The sequence below is a fragment of the Thalassospira sp. GB04J01 genome (assembly GCF_000751115.1).
Taxonomy (GTDB): domain Bacteria; phylum Pseudomonadota; class Alphaproteobacteria; order Rhodospirillales; family Thalassospiraceae; genus Thalassospira; species Thalassospira lucentensis.
The window spans coordinates 39,242-56,299 of record NZ_CCDX020000015.1 but is presented as its reverse complement, the minus strand read 5'-3'; the positions used below and the strand labels follow the sequence as shown (position 1 = coordinate 56,299).

15 protein-coding genes and 2 tRNA genes are annotated in these 17,058 nt (G+C 53.7%); 7 read left to right on the top strand and 10 right to left on the bottom strand.

The annotated features are described in order from the left end of the window. Window positions 1-2 precede the first annotated feature (2 nt). Window positions 3-1,148, top strand: a complete 1,146-nt coding sequence (locus AMM48_RS15985) for an ABC transporter permease (RefSeq protein ID WP_102784853.1) — start codon at window positions 3-5, stop codon at window positions 1,146-1,148. A 138-nt stretch (window positions 1,149-1,286) separates the two neighbouring features. Here AMM48_RS15985 and hydA read toward each other — a convergent pair whose 3' ends face one another. The 5 genes from hydA to AMM48_RS15960 form a co-directional block, all read right to left on the bottom strand. Next, window positions 1,287-2,690: a dihydropyrimidinase gene (gene hydA, locus AMM48_RS15980; RefSeq protein WP_102784852.1), complete on the bottom strand. Its 1,404-nt coding sequence runs from the start codon at window positions 2,688-2,690 to the stop codon at window positions 1,287-1,289. A gap of 25 nt (window positions 2,691-2,715) precedes the next feature. Beyond that, window positions 2,716-3,978: a cysteine desulfurase-like protein gene (locus AMM48_RS15975; RefSeq protein ID WP_102784851.1), complete on the bottom strand. Its 1,263-nt coding sequence runs from the start codon at window positions 3,976-3,978 to the stop codon at window positions 2,716-2,718. Between the two features lie 35 nt (window positions 3,979-4,013). Continuing rightward, window positions 4,014-4,751 (bottom strand): amino acid ABC transporter ATP-binding protein, encoded by a 738-nt coding sequence (locus AMM48_RS15970; protein ID WP_102784850.1) that lies wholly within the window; start codon window positions 4,749-4,751, stop codon window positions 4,014-4,016. Next, window positions 4,751-5,419 (bottom strand): amino acid ABC transporter permease, encoded by a 669-nt coding sequence (locus tag AMM48_RS15965; RefSeq protein ID WP_102784849.1) that lies wholly within the window; start codon window positions 5,417-5,419, stop codon window positions 4,751-4,753. The genes AMM48_RS15970 and AMM48_RS15965 overlap by 1 nt, the downstream gene beginning before the upstream one ends. 79 nt (window positions 5,420-5,498) lie before the next feature. Beyond that, the gene (locus AMM48_RS15960; protein ID WP_102784848.1) at window positions 5,499-6,296 is read right to left on the bottom strand and encodes an ABC transporter substrate-binding protein; all 798 of its coding nucleotides are present in this window, start codon (window positions 6,294-6,296) and stop codon (window positions 5,499-5,501) included. A gap of 175 nt (window positions 6,297-6,471) precedes the next feature. On the opposite strand from AMM48_RS15960, the gene AMM48_RS15955 reads away from it, so the two are divergent. Beyond that, a complete protein-coding gene (locus AMM48_RS15955) occupies window positions 6,472-7,161 on the top strand; it encodes a FadR/GntR family transcriptional regulator (protein WP_102784847.1) in 690 nt (229 codons plus the stop codon). A gap of 75 nt (window positions 7,162-7,236) precedes the next feature. Here AMM48_RS15955 and AMM48_RS15950 read toward each other — a convergent pair. Together AMM48_RS15950 and AMM48_RS15945 are read right to left on the bottom strand one after the other, a co-directional pair. After that, a tRNA-Val gene (locus AMM48_RS15950) sits at window positions 7,237-7,313 on the bottom strand. A gap of 17 nt (window positions 7,314-7,330) precedes the next feature. Then, window positions 7,331-7,407, bottom strand: a tRNA-Val gene (locus tag AMM48_RS15945). A 234-nt stretch (window positions 7,408-7,641) separates the two neighbouring features. On the opposite strand from AMM48_RS15945, the gene AMM48_RS15940 reads away from it, so the two are divergent. The 3 genes from AMM48_RS15940 to AMM48_RS15930 all read left to right on the top strand — a co-directional run bounded on the left by AMM48_RS15940 (window position 7,642) and on the right by AMM48_RS15930 (window position 9,544). Further along, entirely contained in the window at window positions 7,642-8,508 is an 867-nt protein-coding gene (locus tag AMM48_RS15940) for an N-formylglutamate amidohydrolase (protein WP_102785118.1), read from the top strand. Further along, on the top strand, window positions 8,508-9,092 hold the full coding sequence (locus AMM48_RS15935) for a GNAT family N-acetyltransferase (protein WP_101304901.1): 585 nt from the start codon (window positions 8,508-8,510) through the stop codon (window positions 9,090-9,092). The genes AMM48_RS15940 and AMM48_RS15935 overlap by 1 nt, the downstream gene beginning before the upstream one ends. Before the next feature lie 182 nt (window positions 9,093-9,274). Next, window positions 9,275-9,544 (top strand): hypothetical protein, encoded by a 270-nt coding sequence (locus AMM48_RS15930; RefSeq protein WP_146030417.1) that lies wholly within the window; start codon window positions 9,275-9,277, stop codon window positions 9,542-9,544. An 828-nt stretch (window positions 9,545-10,372) separates the two neighbouring features. Here the strand turns inward: AMM48_RS15930 and AMM48_RS15925 are convergent. From AMM48_RS15925 to dgcN, 3 genes are all read right to left on the bottom strand, one after another. Continuing rightward, window positions 10,373-11,590: a GGDEF domain-containing protein gene (locus tag AMM48_RS15925; RefSeq protein WP_244271258.1), complete on the bottom strand. Its 1,218-nt coding sequence runs from the start codon at window positions 11,588-11,590 to the stop codon at window positions 10,373-10,375. Between the two features lie 391 nt (window positions 11,591-11,981). Next, entirely contained in the window at window positions 11,982-12,962 is a 981-nt protein-coding gene (dgcA, locus tag AMM48_RS15920; protein ID WP_102784844.1) for an N-acetyl-D-Glu racemase DgcA, read from the bottom strand. Window positions 12,963-12,964: 2 nt separating this feature from the next. After that, window positions 12,965-13,969 (bottom strand): N-acetyltransferase DgcN, encoded by a 1,005-nt coding sequence (dgcN, locus tag AMM48_RS15915; protein ID WP_101304897.1) that lies wholly within the window; start codon window positions 13,967-13,969, stop codon window positions 12,965-12,967. Between the two features lie 270 nt (window positions 13,970-14,239). On the opposite strand from dgcN, the gene AMM48_RS15910 reads away from it, so the two are divergent. Together AMM48_RS15910 and AMM48_RS15905 are read left to right on the top strand one after the other, a co-directional pair. Beyond that, a complete protein-coding gene (locus tag AMM48_RS15910; RefSeq protein ID WP_102784843.1) occupies window positions 14,240-15,589 on the top strand; it encodes a glutamine synthetase family protein in 1,350 nt (449 codons plus the stop codon). Window positions 15,590-15,813: 224 nt separating this feature from the next. Next, window positions 15,814-16,920: a polyamine ABC transporter substrate-binding protein gene (locus tag AMM48_RS15905; protein WP_102784842.1), complete on the top strand. Its 1,107-nt coding sequence runs from the start codon at window positions 15,814-15,816 to the stop codon at window positions 16,918-16,920. Window positions 16,921-17,058: the final 138 nt, after the last annotated feature.

Here is a 17,058-nt window from a genome sequence, read left to right as displayed (position 1 = left end):
GCATGCTAGGCAGAAAGATCAGCAATATTTACCGCCTTGGCATCAAGGAGCTTTATAGCCTCAAGCGCGATGTGGTTTTGATCATCCTGATATTCTGGGCGTTTACCTTTGCGATTTATAACGCCGCCACCGGGTTCTCGCATGATTTGCACAACGCCTCGATCGCTATTGCCGATCAAGATGGATCGGCCTTGTCGCTTCGGATTTCCGATGCATTCCTTGCGCCCTTTTTCCAGAATCCGGTCCGGATCGCCGAACGTGACATTGACGCGGCCATGGACAGTGGTGCCTTTACCTTTGTTCTGGTGATCCCGCCCGATTTTGAAAAGGACGTGGTCGCCGGACACAAGCCCGAAGTGCAGTTGAACATTGATGCCACCGCAATGATGCAGGCCGGTATCGGCCAGGGCTATGTCAGCAATATCGTCGCGCAGGAAGTTACAACATGGCTTGGCGGCAAGTCATCCTATGCCGGGGCCAAAAATCAGGATACTGCGGCCAAGATCGTTACGCGCTATGCCTATAACCAGAACGCGACAAGCTCATGGTTTACCAGCACAATGGAAATCATCAATGCGATCACGATGCTGTCGATCATTTTGTCGGGGGCAGCGCTTATTCGCGAACGAGAACATGGCACGATTGAACATTTGCTGGTGATGCCGCTTGATCCGTTTGAAATCATGATGGCGAAGGTCTGGGCCAATGGGCTGGTAATTTTGATCGCCAGCATGGTGTCACTGATTTTTGTGGTCGAACTGATCCTTGGCGTGCCGGTGATTGGCTCCAAATTGCTGTTTATGGCCGGGGTCACGCTATATCTGTTTTTTGCCACTGCCCTTGGCATTTTTCTGGCAACCTTGACCCGCTCCATGCCGCAATTCGGGTTGCTGTTTATTTTGGTGGTATTGCCACTTCGGATGCTGTCGGGCGGCAGCACGCCAATTGAAAGCATGCCGGAGACGCTTCAGAGCATCATGGAGTTCTCGCCCTCGACGCATTTCGTGAAATATGCTCAGGCGATCCTGTTTCGCGGCGCCGGAATTGACGTGGTGTGGCCGGAATTCCTATTGGTGTTTGCTATCGCCACCGGGTTCTTTGCGTTTAGTGCGATGCGTTTTCGCAAAAGCATCGCCAAGATGCGTTAAAGAGCTTTGTATTTCGGGCTCCAAGTTAACGTCGATCACTTTGGCGTTCGTTTTTGAAGAAATATCCCAAGAACATATAAAAAGCGCAGCATTTCAGTCCCAAAGAACCAAAATGCTGCGCAAAATGTGATGTCTTGATCAGGCCGTCAAAGATGACTTTTGACGCGTCAAATATTTGCCATAGCCCTTTTCACCCGAAAGTTTACCGTCTTTGACGACGGTTTTACCGCGCACCATTGTGTGAACCGGCCAACCGGTTACTTCCAGTCCCTCATATGGGGTGTAATCACAGCCCTGTGCGAGCAAGTCATTGGTGATGGTAACGTTCTTTTCCGGGTCCCAAAGCGCGATATCGGCATCCGAGCCAATCGCAATCGTGCCCTTTTGCGGATACATGCCATACAGCTTGGCATGGTTGGTCGCGGTCAGGGCAACAAAGCGGTTGAGGTCAATGCGGCCTTTTTTAACCCCTTCGGAAAACAGGATCGGCAGGCGGGTTGCCACACCGGGAATGCCATTGGGAATCCAGCGGAAGCTTTTCTTACCCTTTTCAATCAGCTTGCCCTCGGGGTCGTCAAAGCGAAACGGGCAGTGATCGGATGAAAACAGATCAAACACACCACGTTGCAAACCATCCCAACAGGCATCCTGACTGGCCTTATCGCGCGGCGGTGGGGAACAGACAAATTTCGCGCCCTCCATCTCGTTCTGATCAAGATCGTCCGCCGTCAGCATCAGATATTGCGGGCAGGTTTCGCCAATGACCTTGCTGCCGCGCACACGGGCCCGTTCGATTTCTTCCATCGCCTCGCGGTTCGAAACATGGACAATCACAATCGGGGTATCGACAATTTCGGCCAGCGACAGCGCACGGTGCGTGGCTTCGCGTTCGGCGGCAATCGGGCGGGTTGTCGCGTGGGACTTGGCGGAAAATTCGCCATTGGCTTCGTGCTGCCCGATCAGGAACCGAATGGCGTCTTCGTTTTCACAATGGACCATGACAAGCGCGCCCGTATTTTTGGCCGCATCAAGCGTGTTGAGGATTTCATCATCGCGTAGACGCAGGTTTTCATAGGTCATGAAAACCTTGAACGAGGTGTAGCCATCCTCGACCAATGCCGGGAGTTCTTGGCCCAGCACAGCCGGGGTTGGGTCAGTGACGATCATATGGAATGCCACATCAATGTGACATTCCCCGTCTGCCTTGTCGTGATAGACCTTAAGCGAGTGACGCAGGCTGTCGCCCTTTTCCTGCATGCAGAAGCTCAGGATCGAGGTATTGCCACCCATCGCGGCGGAGCGGGTGCCACTTTCAAAATCATCGGCCATGACGATGCCGTCGCCAGATGGCTGGGCAATATGGACGTGGCTGTCGATCCCGCCGGGCATGACATAAAGCCCGGTGGCATCGATGATGTCGGCACTGTCGGTCAGGTCGTTGGCCAGTGCCGCAATTTTACCACCGATGATGCCGACATCGGCAACGAAGGTGTCGCTGGCGGTGACAATGGTGCCGTTTTTGATAATGCGGTCAAACTGCATGTTATCCCCCTTTGCCGCCTTGGCCCTACGCACCAAGTTGGGCGGATGTATCGTTAAACATCTGATCCAACGCGGCGGTCAGTTTATCGACTTCTTCAATCGTATTGTAATGCACCATCGCAACACGCACCAAACCACCATTGTCGGTGACTTCAAGATATTCAGCCAGACGGCGCGAATGGAAATCCCCAAAGCGGATGGCGATTTTTGACTGATCGATATAGCGGCAGACCTTATCGGCATCCAGCCCATCAAAGCGGAAGCTGATCGTCGGAATGCGCGTGCCGTCTTTGTTGTCGGCATGCCCAACGATGGTGCAGTTATTGCGCCCGCGCAAATAGGTCAAAAGACGGTCGCACAGGGCATTTTCCTGCTGCGTAATCGCATCAAAGGCCGCCACGATTTTGGCCCGGACTGAACCGGTTTCACCGGCCATTTCGCCAAGCGTTTGCAGGTAATCGACAATGCCGCAGGTGGCATAGGCCAGTTCATAGTTCGGATTGCCCGGCTCCAGCTTGCCCGGGACTTTATCCTTGCCATAGAAATAGTGATACAGCGTGTCGAGTTCGAGCAGACAGTCATATTTGCCGTACATCATCGCGTAATGCGGACCATAGGTCTTATACAAGCTAAAGACATAGTAATCGGCATCAAAGGCCTGCACATCAATTGCGCGGTGCGGGGCATAGGCCACCGCATCCACACACAGACGCGCCCCGCGTGCGTGGACAAAATCGGCAATTTCGCGGATCGGGTTGATCGAGCCCAGAATGTTGGACACATGGGTGACACAGACAAGCTTGGTCCGGTCCGTCATCAGCGGTTCAAGATCTGCCAGATCAAGCTTCATCTGATCGCGATCAAGTGGCCAGAACTTGATCTTGATCCCGGCATCCTGCAGGCGATCCCATGGGCCAATGTTGGATTCATGGTCGGCAATGGTGACAATGATTTCATCGCCCTTGGAAAGCTGACTGGTCATGGCCTTTGCCAGATTTTGCAACAACGCCGTGGTCGAACTGCCAAAGACGATTTCTTCGGGGCGGCTGGCATTGACCAGATGCATCGCATTGGTGCGTGCTTCTAGCAGGGCGGCGGCGGCACTTTGTGACACGTCGTAAGATCCGCCAATCTGCACGTTCTTTTCATACAAAAACGTATTGATGCGATCGACAGCAGATTTCAGGATTTGCGAGCCACCGGCATTGTCAAAAAACGTCCATCCGTTCGACAAGGCGGGAAACTGGCTGCGGACAAAGTCCATATCAAGCGACTTGGTTGGGGCCATTGGGGCATTCCTCCGAAAAGCGTCTCATTTTGTTTTTAATGGTCAAGAACGGCGTGCAGGAAACTCCGCGTGCGCTCTTCCTTGGGATTGTCAAAAATTTCTGCAGGCGGGCCGGCTTCGATCACGTTGCCGCCATCCATAAAGATCACGCGGTCGGCGACCTGACGGGCAAAGCCCATTTCATGGGTAACGATGACCATTGTGACCCCGGTTCCAGCCAGCTTTTTCATCACATCAAGCACCTCACCGACCATTTCCGGGTCAAGGGCGGATGTTGGTTCGTCAAACAAAAGAACCTTGGGCTCCATCGCCAGCGCCCGGGCAATCGCCACGCGCTGCTGCTGCCCGCCAGACAGGTTTTCGGGGTATTTGTCAGCCTGCTCGGAAATGCCAACACGGTCGAGCAACACACGCGCCCGTGCTTCGGCATCCTTGACGCTGCTGTGGCGGACCCGCATCGGGGCCAGCATCACATTGCGCAGCACCGTCATATGGGGAAACAGATTGAACGACTGAAACACCATACCGACTTCGGCGCGAACAGCAGCCAGGGCCCTGCCCGGCACCACAGCAATCCCGTCCACCGCGATTTCACTTTCATCATCGAAGGCTTCGAGACGGTTGATGCAGCGGATCAGGGTGGATTTTCCCGACCCGGACGGGCCGATGACGCAGACAACTTCGCCCTGGGCAATTTCAAGGTCGATGCCGTGCAAAACCTGAAAATCGCCATAGGACTTTTTAAGATTATGAATATTAATCTGAGCAGACATTAGCGCCCCCTGCTGTAGCGTTTTTCAAGCCGGGCAACGACATAGACCATCGGCCACAGCAGGATCAGGTAAATGAGTGCCGCCCCGATAAGTGGCGTCGGGTTGGCCGACAAGGCCTGTGCCTGTGTTGCCTGTTTAAGCAAATCGGGCATGGCGACAACCGACGCCAATGCGGTGTCTTTCATGACATTGATGCAATTGTTGGTCAGCGGCGGAATGACAATGCGGATGGCTTGGGGCAGGATCACATCAACCATCGTGTGACGGTTGGAAAGACCAAGTGCGGCGGAGGCTTCGAACTGACCATGGGGAATGGCTTCGATGCCCGCGCGGAAAATTTCAGCCGTGTAGGCCGCAGACACCAGCGTTAAAGCGGTCACGGCGGATAAGAAGGGCGACAAGCGAATGCCGACAAACGGCAGCGCGTAATAGACAACAATCAGCAACACCAAAAGCGGGATCGAGCGGAAGATATCGATATAGCCGCGCACAAGCACCTGAACTATGGTCGGGGCATAGAGGCGCGTAATGGCCAGAAAAAGACCACCGATGAGGCCACAGATGATGCTTGTGATGCCAATTTGAACCGTCACCAACAGGCCGCTTAGAAGCTGCGGCAAACTGTTCAGCAGGACGGGCATGTTAAAAAAGGTTGAAAATAAATCCATAACACCACCGATAAAATATGCGCCGACGGTGAACGGCTATTCACCGTCGGCATAAGTCTGAAGGATCAAGGCGCGGCGATTATTTAATCGACGGCATGTCCATCACAGCAACGGTTGAGGTGGTGTCTTCGGGTTTTGCGCCGAACCAGCTTTCATGCAAGCCAGCGATAAAGCCTTCTTTTTTAAGGTCGGTGAGGATCGCGTTTACTTCGGTTGCCAGCGGGGCATCCTTGTTAAACATGATCGAGTATTTTTCACCGGTGGTGATACGTTCGACCACTTTAAGGTTCGGCTTGTCTTTGACGTAATACAGCAAGGCTGGAATGTCGCTGATGTAGCCGTCGATGCGACCGGCAACCAGATCAAGCATTGCTGGTGACAGGCCTTCGTAGCGGCGAATTTCACCAAGGGAGTATTCGCCCGTGTGTTCGCCCGCCCACATGTCACCGGTCGAGCCGGTATCCACACCAACGACCTTGCCGTTCATATCGCCCAAACCGGAAATGCCGCTTTCGGTGGTGGCGGTCAGTGACTGGTCACTGTCGTAATAGGGCTGTGCAAAGGTGACAGACTCAAGACGTTTGTCGGTGATGGTGATCGACGATACCGCCATATCAATCCGGCCCGACTGAACAGCCGGGAACAGACCGTTGAACGGAATGTTGACGAATTCAACCGATTTGCCCAGACGTTTGGCGATTTCGTTGACGAGGTCAACTTCGAAACCAACGACATTGCCATTGGCATCCTGGAATTCCCACGGAACGTTGCCGATGTTTGCCCCAACCGTCAGGTCAGCTGCGTTTGCGGACGACAGCGACGAGAGTGCGAGCACCCCACCAACGACTGAAGACGTCAGAAAAGTAAGAAATTTCATGATGATTTCCTTGTGTTTTTAGCCATCCCTGAATAGTACTGGTCTAACTGGTCAGACCAGTCCGACCAAACAAACATATTTGAATGTGCCATGCAAGATTGTTTGTGCAAAAATGAGTCATATGCGCTTTTATGGCGTTAATTGGATAAAAAATAAGCAACGAGGAATAGCAGGAATGTTCAACCGTACACTTCTGCCGCAAACGGTAGCGCGCCAAATTCAGGAAATGATCCAGAACGGATCCCTGAAACCCGGGGACAAAATTCCGTCCCAACGCGAGTTCGCCCAGAAGTTCGGCATTTCACGTGCGTCGCTTCGCGAGGCCCTGCTGACCCTTGAGACGCTCGGCATGATCAAGACCGAGGCCGGGCGCGGCACATTCGTCACCGACCCCAACAGCCGCACACCAGGCGACATGGCACCGTGGCGTTATTCCGAAAGCCATACGGTGTTTGACGTGTTTCAGACCCGCATGATCCTTGAAGGTGAAATTGCCGCCCTTGCGTGCCATCGCCTTACGGCCGGGCAGCTTGAACATATGGCAGATGCGACCGATCAGATGGAAAAAGGCTGGGCCGCACAGGATTTGATTGCCAACGTCGATGCGGATCTGGAATTTCACAACACGATTGTTCAGGCATGTAGCAACAGCATGCTGCGCGACCTTTATAAAACCGTGCGCGATCAGATCACCGAAACCCAGCGCCAACCAATCCCGATCACCGACCCGGAACGGATGCGCGCATCCATCGGCGAACATCGGCGCATCATCAAGGCCCTGTCGGATGGGGATGCCAATGCAGCACGCGAAGAGATGCAAAACCACATCCGAAACACCGCACGCTGCGCAGGTCTTAAGGCATAACCCCCTTAAGACATCGTCGCAGGAAATTTGCCCCAGACACACAAAACCCCGCGCGGTGAACCGGCGGGGCGGGAATGGTGGGCCTAACAAGACTCGAACTTGTGACCTCTCGCATGTCAAGCGAACGCTCTAACCAACTGAGCTATAGGCCCGTAAATTGTGTGAAAGATGGTGGGCCTAACAAGACTCGAACTTGTGACCTCTCGCATGTCAAGCGAACGCTCTAACCAACTGAGCTATAGGCCCGCAAATCCATCTTTCGAAAGACCGCTCCATCTCGTAAGAAGAAGTGGCCCTGCCGTTTGCGTCGGCGAGGCGGTATTTAGCCCAAGGCAGACAAAGGCGCAACCCCAGAAATGGGTTTTTGACAAAAATTCTTCATCAATTGCCAGCCAATTCCCATATGCTATAGATCAGATTGTGAGAGATCGGAGTCGGGATATAACCAAACCGCCATCAGGGATGGATGATACCAAGACAATGAACCAGTTGCCTTCGGAAATGGCCACAACCGGCCCCGCCACCGTTATTCTTCCAGCACGGCAAACCCTGCCCGTGGTCTTTGCATCACCGCATTCGGGACGCCAGTATCCGCAAGACCTGATTGCCAGCGCGCGGATCGGATCGTTTGAGCTGCGCGCGTCCGAAGACGCCTTTGTCGATCAGCTGTTTGCCGCTGCCCCGCAACTGGGCGCGCCCTTGCTGTGTGCAACGTTCCCACGCGCCTATGTCGATGTTAATCGCGGCGCGATGGAGCTGGATCCACGCATGTTTGACGGTGAGTTGCCCGCCGATGCCGAAACCCATTCCATGCGCGCCCTGTCAGGCCTGGGATCAATCCCGCGCGTGGTCAGCGGCGGGGTTGAGATTTATAAATCCCGCCTGCCCGTCACCGAGGCATTTGATCGCATTGACACCTATTACCGGCCATATCATCGCGCCCTGCAAAATTTGATCAAGGCGACGCGTGACGCATTTGGCTACTGCATCCTGATTGATTGCCATTCGATGCCCGGTGATTCTGTCGATAGTGCCAAAAACCGCGTTGATCTGGTGCTTGGCGATTGCTATGGAAGTTCCTGCCACCCGTCATTGACGCGGTTTGTGGATGATTGCGTGCGCAATCTGGGCTTTATCCCGGCGCACAATGATCCATATGCCGGGGGCTATTGCACACGCCATTACGGCCACCCGGAGACCAATGTGCACAGCCTTCAGATCGAGCTTGCCCGATCGCTTTATATGGATGAAGCAACGATCACGCCGCATCGCGGATTTGATACCTTGCGCGAACAAATGACCCATCTGATTTCAAGCTTCCACGATCTTGACGGGAACCCGTTTTAATGACCAGCCCCGCCCATACTGATGCCAGTGTTCCCTTAATCGACCTGATCATCCGGGATGCCGAACCCGAAGATTTCGCGCGCATTACCGAAATTTATGGCCACCATGTTTTGCATGGCCTGGCATCGTTTGAAGAACGCGCACCAGAAATCGCCGAACTGACGTCGCGCTGGCAGCATGTGCGTGAACGCGGCCTGCCCTATCTGGTGGCCGAGATTGATGGCCGGGTTGAGGGGTTTGCCTATGCCGGGGCTTATCGGACCCGCCCGGCATACCGGTTTACCGTCGAAGACACGATCTATATCGCGCCTGACGTGGTTGGTAAGGGAGCGGGCCGCGCGCTTCTGGCAGAGCTTTTGACGCGCTGCACGGCCCTTGGCTATCGCCAGATGGTGGCGGTGATTGGCGATTCTGCCAATGTTGCCTCGATCGGGCTGCACGCGCGGCTTGGCTTTCGCGTTGCCGGAACTTTGCAGTCGGCCGGTTTTAAACTGGGTCGCTGGGTCGATAGCGTGATCATGCAGCGCGGGCTGGGGGATGGCGATGGCAATTTCCCAGACGGCAATCCAGAGCGCGAGAAGTGAGTATAGCCGCAATCGCGACACAGATCACGCATCAGCGGCTGTACATATCTGGTGCCCCACTCTGAACTGAGGTCGGAATCATATCGTCGCACAATTCCCTATCTGATGGCTTGCGCCAACTTGGCAGCCACAAGGCATTGCCGATTGCAGTCATCGTGATTGCAGCGGTAGGCTTTTATGACATGGATTTTCTGACCAACACCAAAGACTGGCGCGAAGATCTGGCCTGTGCGGCCTATTACGAGATCAATCCCACCGCCGCGACCGAGACGAACAATGCAGAAATCTGGATCAAGCGCGCTGTTGCCAATGCATCAGAAAAGCCCAGCCCGGAAAGCGAGGCCGCCATTCGCATCAAATTGCGTTATATGATCAAGGAATTGCGCGATCCGGCCCTGTCAGAAGCAGATCAGAACACTCAAATTGGCGCGCTCAAGGATAGCTGCAGCTAATTTCGACCGGCAATTGATTTGCACCGCACCATTTCGCGCAAACCGAAAACAGCGATATGCTCAGACGATGAGTATATGCCCAAATTTGGCTAAATGGCTGAATTTAGACAAAAAAAAGGCCGCCTATGAAAGCGGCCCAAGTCTAGGGAGGAAACGTCCAAGAAACGAGCGAACAAGTCGCTCGCCGGAATGCACTGCGTCCTACCGCAGCGCACAAATGGAGATTACCCATTTGCCCGACAGGACGCAATAGCTTTTTGACTATTTTTTTATCAAAATTATTCCTGCACCTTTTTTCATCACAATTTCACAGAACTGACACTGTTTCGTGCTGATTTCAGGCGGGTCTGGGTTAAATTTTGATCACCTGCGGACTCCATACACGGGCCCCACCGCCTGCCCCACTGTGCTTTGAATGCGAATCGCGCGATAAAATTTGGCTGTTCTGCAGCGATTCCACATTGAAATCATCGCAAACGAATCATTTTGGGCCAAAATTTCCACAAAAGAAGCATTCACCACCCGGCGATCCCCAAAGCAGCACTCCCCGGCATTTTACAAATGCAGGGAGAACGGTCCGCGGATCGGAGAGGGTGAAGACACATGCACACAGAGGTTTCGTGTCGCTGCAGGCCATCATCAACGGGCATTTACGAAACGGCACACTGGCAACATCATCGCCCCAGAGCGCCAGCGCTACGGTCTAGTAGCATCGGGCGTGGCGACGTGACGGTCAATGGCACCCTCTGGTCGACAGGCATCAAGTTTGATTTTGGATGACAACAGGGAAAGGATCGTCGCGGGCGGTGACGCCCACAGTACCAGACATTAGTTGATTGTCTGATTGGCGGTCTTGCTGTCTGCGCGGCTTGATTTGTGAGCCGTGGCAGCAATCGCGGCGGCGTCGGCCGGGCGTTTACGGCCCGACATGCTTTCGGCAATCATGTCATCATGATCGCGGCGCTTTTTGGCGTCATACATCCGCTGATCAGCAAGATCGATCAGGTTCTGCGGGATTGAAATGGCGTCTTCAATGCGCTCTGACAGGCCGACACTGGCGCATTGTGTCTGACCACCTTGCAGGCTGGCAAGCCCCGGCGCCATGACACGTGCAAGAACCTCATTTGCCTGCGCCATTGGAAGTTCCGGCAGAAGCACAAGGAACTCTTCACCGCCCCAGCGCACCACAAGATCCGAACTGCGGAAGCGATCAACAAGGTTATTGCCGACTTCTGCCAAAATCCGGTCACCGTAATCATGGCCATGGCGGTCGTTGATTTGCTTAAAATCATCAAGGTCGATGAAGGCCATTGTATAGGGCGCATTTTTGCGCATCGAACTGTCGAAGGTAACCCGGATCATTTCCATGCCAAACGCACGGGTAAAGCAGCCCGTCAAAGGATCAATCGCCACCTCCTGCGCGGCAACAATCGTACGATAAAGCTGCACCAAAGAAGACAGGATTGCCAAGGGCAGCAAGACAGCCAGGATCATCTCAAGCGCAACAAACCCCGTCGCAAGCGATGCCTGTGCACCAATCACCAGCAACACCATGATCGGGGACGACAGTATCGCGGCCTCGACCAAGGTCAGCGGCATGATGGCAATCATCAACACCAGCCCCAGCAACAGGAAGCTGTGTGCGGAAAACATGCGCTGTGTGGCCAGCAGGTCATGCGCGCCAAAACCACACAAAAGACAGGCCGCAATCACCAGCATCAACATCGGAAGATACGGGAAATGCCGACGCCAGCGCGCACTAACCGCGCGGTTGACCAGAACCATAATTGCGATACCAACAACAAGAAGACGCATGATGGAGGTTTGCGACAGCCACATCTGACTGTCGTACGCACCATCCCAGAACGGGACGACGGCAAGCAGCACACACATAAATACGGCGGCAAAACGGGCTGTAAGCTGGATCGACTCCTTACGCCGCAGATGCAGGATTTCTGCATGCCGAGGTGTATAGAAAAAGTCTTTGCAGCGACAACGCAGAACCCCTACGCGGCGCTTAGCATCTATGGCTGAACCAGACAGCACGCAAAACAGCTCCAACATCAAAAATTGCAGGAGCCAATTGCTCCGTAGAACTGCCTATGATCGTTCCCTTATTTAACCACAGATACAACTATCCATAAGAAGGGTATGTATACATTGCGCCAGTTTTGCGACAACAGTTCAGGTGAAAATCATCAAATAGTATATTGATAAATAAATGTATTTTCCTGAAACCGGAAAAGTTAATCAAAGAAAAATAATTTAACTTTTTATAAAGTTCAAGCGATTCGGCGTGGCCTGAGCCCACCCTGAGATACAAAAAGTGCGGCATGCCATAACAACATGCCGCACAGATGATTCTTTTGATCAGTAAAAGCCCACTTCCAGACACTTTGGGCACGTGTTGTTTATCGAAATACGTGCCCCAAAGAAGCTAGCCCCAAAGCGCCCGATCAGGCAGTCCCATCACGCCATTGTCAAACGTCAGACCGTGTTCACGGTCCTTGGCCATCCAGATCGGACCATCCAGATCGACAATGCGCGATTTTGCGCCAATAATCATGGCCGGTGCCATCGCAAGCGATGTGCCGACCATGCACCCGGTCATCAGTTGCAAACCGGCTTTGGTTGCGGCCTCGGCCAGCTCAAGCGCACCGGTAAGACCACCGGTTTTGTCGAGCTTGATATTGATCATATCATAAAGATTGGCCAGACGCGGGATGTCGGCAATCGTATGAACCGACTCATCGGCACAGAGCAAAACCGGACAATCAATCGTCATCAAGCCATCGTCTTGCCCGGCAGGCAGGGGCTGTTCGATCATTTCCACACCCAGCGCATCAAGTTCCTCGCCAATGTCGGCAAGAAGCTCAATCGACCATGCCTCGTTGGCATCGACAATGATCCGTGCCTTTGGCGCACCTTCGCGGACCGCACGCACCGATTCGAGCACGTTTTCGCCGTTGAGCTTGACCTTTAGCAAGGGTGCATGCGCAATCTTACGCGCGGCTTCACGCATTTTATCGGGCGTATCGATGCTGAGCGTTTCGGCCGTGACCAGACCTTCTGGCGCGTCACATTCTGCCAGTTCCCAAGCACGACGGCCATATCGCTTGGCCTCAAGATCCCAATAGGCACAGTCAACAGCATTGCGCGCCGCCCCGGCCTTCATGGCATCCTGAAGTTCCTTGCGCGTCATGCCGCGTGACAGGGCGTCTTCCTGTGCCTTGATGTCGGCGATGACACCTTCAACGGTTTCGTCGTACCGGGCATAGGGAACGCATTCCCCATACCCGGTGTGTTCGCCGTCCGTCAGGGTCACCTTGACCACATGTGCCTCGGTCCGTGCCCCGCGCGAGATTTTAAAAACCTGTGCGAGGGGGAAGACTTCAGAAATCACACTGAGTTGGGGCAAGATTAAATCTCCTGGAGCTTATCGACGATCGACGCGACACCAATACGAACCGGGTCAACGGCCGGCAGGCCAAACTCGGCTTCGATATCGGCCAGAAGCTTGGTGGCGGCGGCCTCATCGAGCGACTTGGTATTGATGGCAAAACCAACAACAACGCAATCGGGATTGGTCAGTTTTGCGTGCTGCAAGTTGACTTCCAGACAGGTTTTCAGATCTGGCAATTTATAGCCCGGAAGACCACGCATGTGCGTGCGGGTCGGTTCATGGCAAATCACAAGCGCATCTGGCTGCGAACCATGGATCAGGCCCATGGTGACGCCTGAGAAGGAGGCGTGGAACAGGCTGCCCTGCCCTTCGATGACGTCCCAGTGATCCGGGTCGTTTGCCGGTGCAATGGTTTCAACAGCACCCGAGATAAAGTCAGAAATCACGGCATCAACCGAGATACCTTCGCCAACAATGAAAATACCGGTCTGGCCGGTGGCGCGGAAGTCAGACTTCATGCCGCGTTTTTTCATTTCTGCATCAATGGCAAGGGTGGTGTACATTTTACCGACCGAACAATCGGTTCCCACAGCAAGAACGCGCTTTCCGGACCGTTTTTCACCATTTCCGACGGGAACTTTGCCGTCAAAATGGCGCACATCAAACAAGCGGACCCCCTTGGCAGCGGCCGCTTCGACCAACTCGGGAATCGTGCTTAGGCGGGTATGCAGGCCGTTGGCAATGTCCATGCCCGCATCAATTGCGGCCAAAAGCGTTTCCATCCATGCCGGGCCAATGATCCCGCCGCGGTTGGCAACGCCAAGCACAAGCGTTTTAACGCCGGCGGCTTTTGCCTCGGCAATCGTCATTTCCGTCAGGCCCAGATCGGCCTTGCAGCCCGGCAGGCTGAGCTGCCCAATGCACCATTCCGGGCGCCATTGCTTGATCCCGAGTGCGGTTTTTGCCGCCAGTTCATCGGGCGCGTCACCAAGAAACATAAGATAGGGATGATCGATTTTCATAATACCTCCTTGACCAGCATCCAAACGGTGCCCTTATAATCTGTGGTAACTATAGCGCAATATGGTGGACCCGTTCCAGAGATATGAATTGATATCTTCGACGATACACCCGATATTTCGACTATAATTCGACTATGAAAAGCAAAAACAAAATAAAATACAAAACTCTTTGAAGACCATCACTCTTTCTTGTGAATTTTGTCGGGAATGGCCCGAAAAACGCAAGAAAATGCAATTTTGAAGGACTGGCGTGAAAGCGCCCGACTACATATGAGCACCGATCTCACGAAGTGGCTATCTGAGCGAAAAATCGAAGAAGTCGAATGCATTGTACCGGACATGTCAGGGGTGGCCCGGGGCAAGGTTTTGCCGACACAGAAGTTTCTGCGCGGGCTGGAGGCCAAAAGCCTTGCCATTCCAGAGGCAATTTTCTGCCTGACTGTGACAGGCGGCTACCCGGAAGAAACCGACGCATTCCTTGATCCGGCTGAAAAAGACGTGGTCATGGTGCCCGATCCGGAGACGATTCGCGTCGTGCCGTGGTACGAAGAGCCCACCGCCCAGATCATCTGCGATTGTTATCACTTCTCGGGCGAGGAGGTTTCAATCTCGCCACGTGGTGTGCTCAAACGTGTTCTCAAGGCCTTTGAAGAACGCGGCATGAAACCGATCATCGCCCCGGAGCTTGAATTTTATCTGGTGGCGAAAAACACCGATCCGGACAACCCGCTTGAGCCGCCAATTGGCCGATCAGGCCGCCCGGAACGGGCATCGAATGCGTTCGGGATTGATGCGATCAACGAGTTCGATCCGCTGATTGAAGACCTGTATGACTATTGCGAAGCAATGAATATCGATGCCGATACCATGAGCCACGAATCGGGTCCGGCCCAGCTTGAAATGAACTTCAATCATGGGGCGCCGCTCGAACTGGCCGATCAGGCGTTCCTGTTCAAGCGCACTTTGCGTGAAACAGCGCTTAAGCACGGCGTCTATGGCACCTTCATGGCCAAACCGATGGGCAACCAGCCGGGCAGTTCGATGCATATTCATCAAAGCTTGCTCGACATCACCAGCGGCAAGAACCTGTTTGCCGATGATGACGGCGAAAATTCGAAGATGTTCCTGAACTATATCGGGGGTCTGCAGCGCTATTTGCCTGCGGCCATGCCACTTTTGGCCCCGAACATGAACAGTTATCGCCGTTTGCAGCCATGGTCGGACGCGCCGATCAACATGCATTGGTCGCTTGATAACCGCACGGTTGGCCTGCGCCAGCCCAACGGCCCGCCTGCTGCCCGCCGTATTGAAAACCGGCTTCCGGGTGCGGATGCCAATCCGTATCTGGCGGTGGCGGCATCGCTTGCCTGTGGACTTTTGGGTATTATCGAAGAAATCGATCCGACGTCCCCGATCGAAGGATCGGGCTATGATCGGGCGCATTCCCTGCCCCGCCATATCCACGAAGCATTGGCAAAATTCCATCGCTGCAAGCCGCTTAAAGAGCTGCTGGGTGAGGAATTCTCAACCGCGGTTATTGCGGTCAAAGAAGCCGAGTGGGACGCCTATCAGACCGTGATCAGCGCATGGGAACGCGAGCATCTTTTGCTCAACGTTTAAAATCGATGATCGAATTTTGCGCCGGGAGATCGCGCCCGGCGCAAGATTCTTGCATTGCGTATGCCTAAATTTTCACTTGATGCGAAAAATGCACAATTTTCCATCTTGTGTTTGACAATATCCTGATCCATTCAAAGGATATTAGAAGTGTCCCTCGGTCTTGGGGAAACCAAACAACAAGACCATTAAATTTTCAAACGCTGCCACATGGGAGGCTCAGCGAAATGAAATCTCTTCTTAAAACCTCAAGCATGATTGTGCTTGCAACAGCCGTCTCCGGCTTTGCCTTTGGCGCATCCGCACAGGAAGTTCTCAACATCTATAACTGGTCTGATTATATCGGCGAGGAAACCGTTGCGAATTTCGAAAAGGAATATGGCGTCAAGGTCAACTATGACGTTTATGACAGCAACCAGTTGGTTGAAGCCAAGCTGCTTGCGGGTAACTCCGGCTATGACATCGTGGTTCCGACCCTTGCAGATGCAGAACGCCTGATCCGGGCCAAGCTGTTCCAGCCACTTGATAAATCGAAGCTGTCGAACTATGGCAACCTTGATCCGGTCATCCTGCAGCAGCAGGCAAAATACGACCCGGACAACACCTATGCCGTGCCATATTTCTGGGGCACCAACGGCTTTGGCTATAACGTTGCCAAGGTCAAGGAAGTCCTTGGTGATGATGCACCGGTTGATAGCTGGGCTATGATTTTTGATCCGAAATATGCCGAGCCACTGTCGAAATGTGGCCTGTCGCTTCTGGATGATCCGGGCGAGATCGCGCCGCTGGTGAACTTCTATCTTGGCAATGTGCCGGAAGGCGAGCCGACCAAGGAATCAATCGAAAGCTCCTTTGCGCAGCTTGATAAAATCCGTCCTTATGTGACCTATTTCCATAGCTCGCAGTACATCAACGACCTTGCAAACGGGAATACCTGCATTTCTGTTGGCTGGTCGGGCGATGTCGGTATGGCGGCCCTGCGTGCAGAAGAAGCCGGCAATGGCAACGAGATCAAGTATGTCATTCCAAAGGAAGGTACGCTGATCTGGTTTGATGCGATGATGATCCCGGAAGATGCACCGAACCCGGATCTGGCACACAAATTTATCGACTATGTGCTGCGTGCCGATGTCGAGGCTGAAATCGCAAACTACGTTGCCTATGCAACCCCGAACCTTGCAGCAATGGAGATGGTTGACCCGTCCCTTCTGGAAGATCAGGGCATCTATCCGCCGCAGGAAGTAAAAGAACGTCTGCGTTCCAAGGTCGAGCCGGATTCTCGTCTTCTACGGACCAGGACCCGCATGTGGACCAAGCTTAAAACCGGTCAGTAAGGCATCTTTGCCAATTACGATCTAACCTACCGGACGAGCAAGGGCGCGATTGCAATCGCGCCCTTTTGCTTTGCAGCATTCCACGGTTTCCCTGTCCGAGCCACCATATCGCGGACTCGCGATCACACCATCAATTCC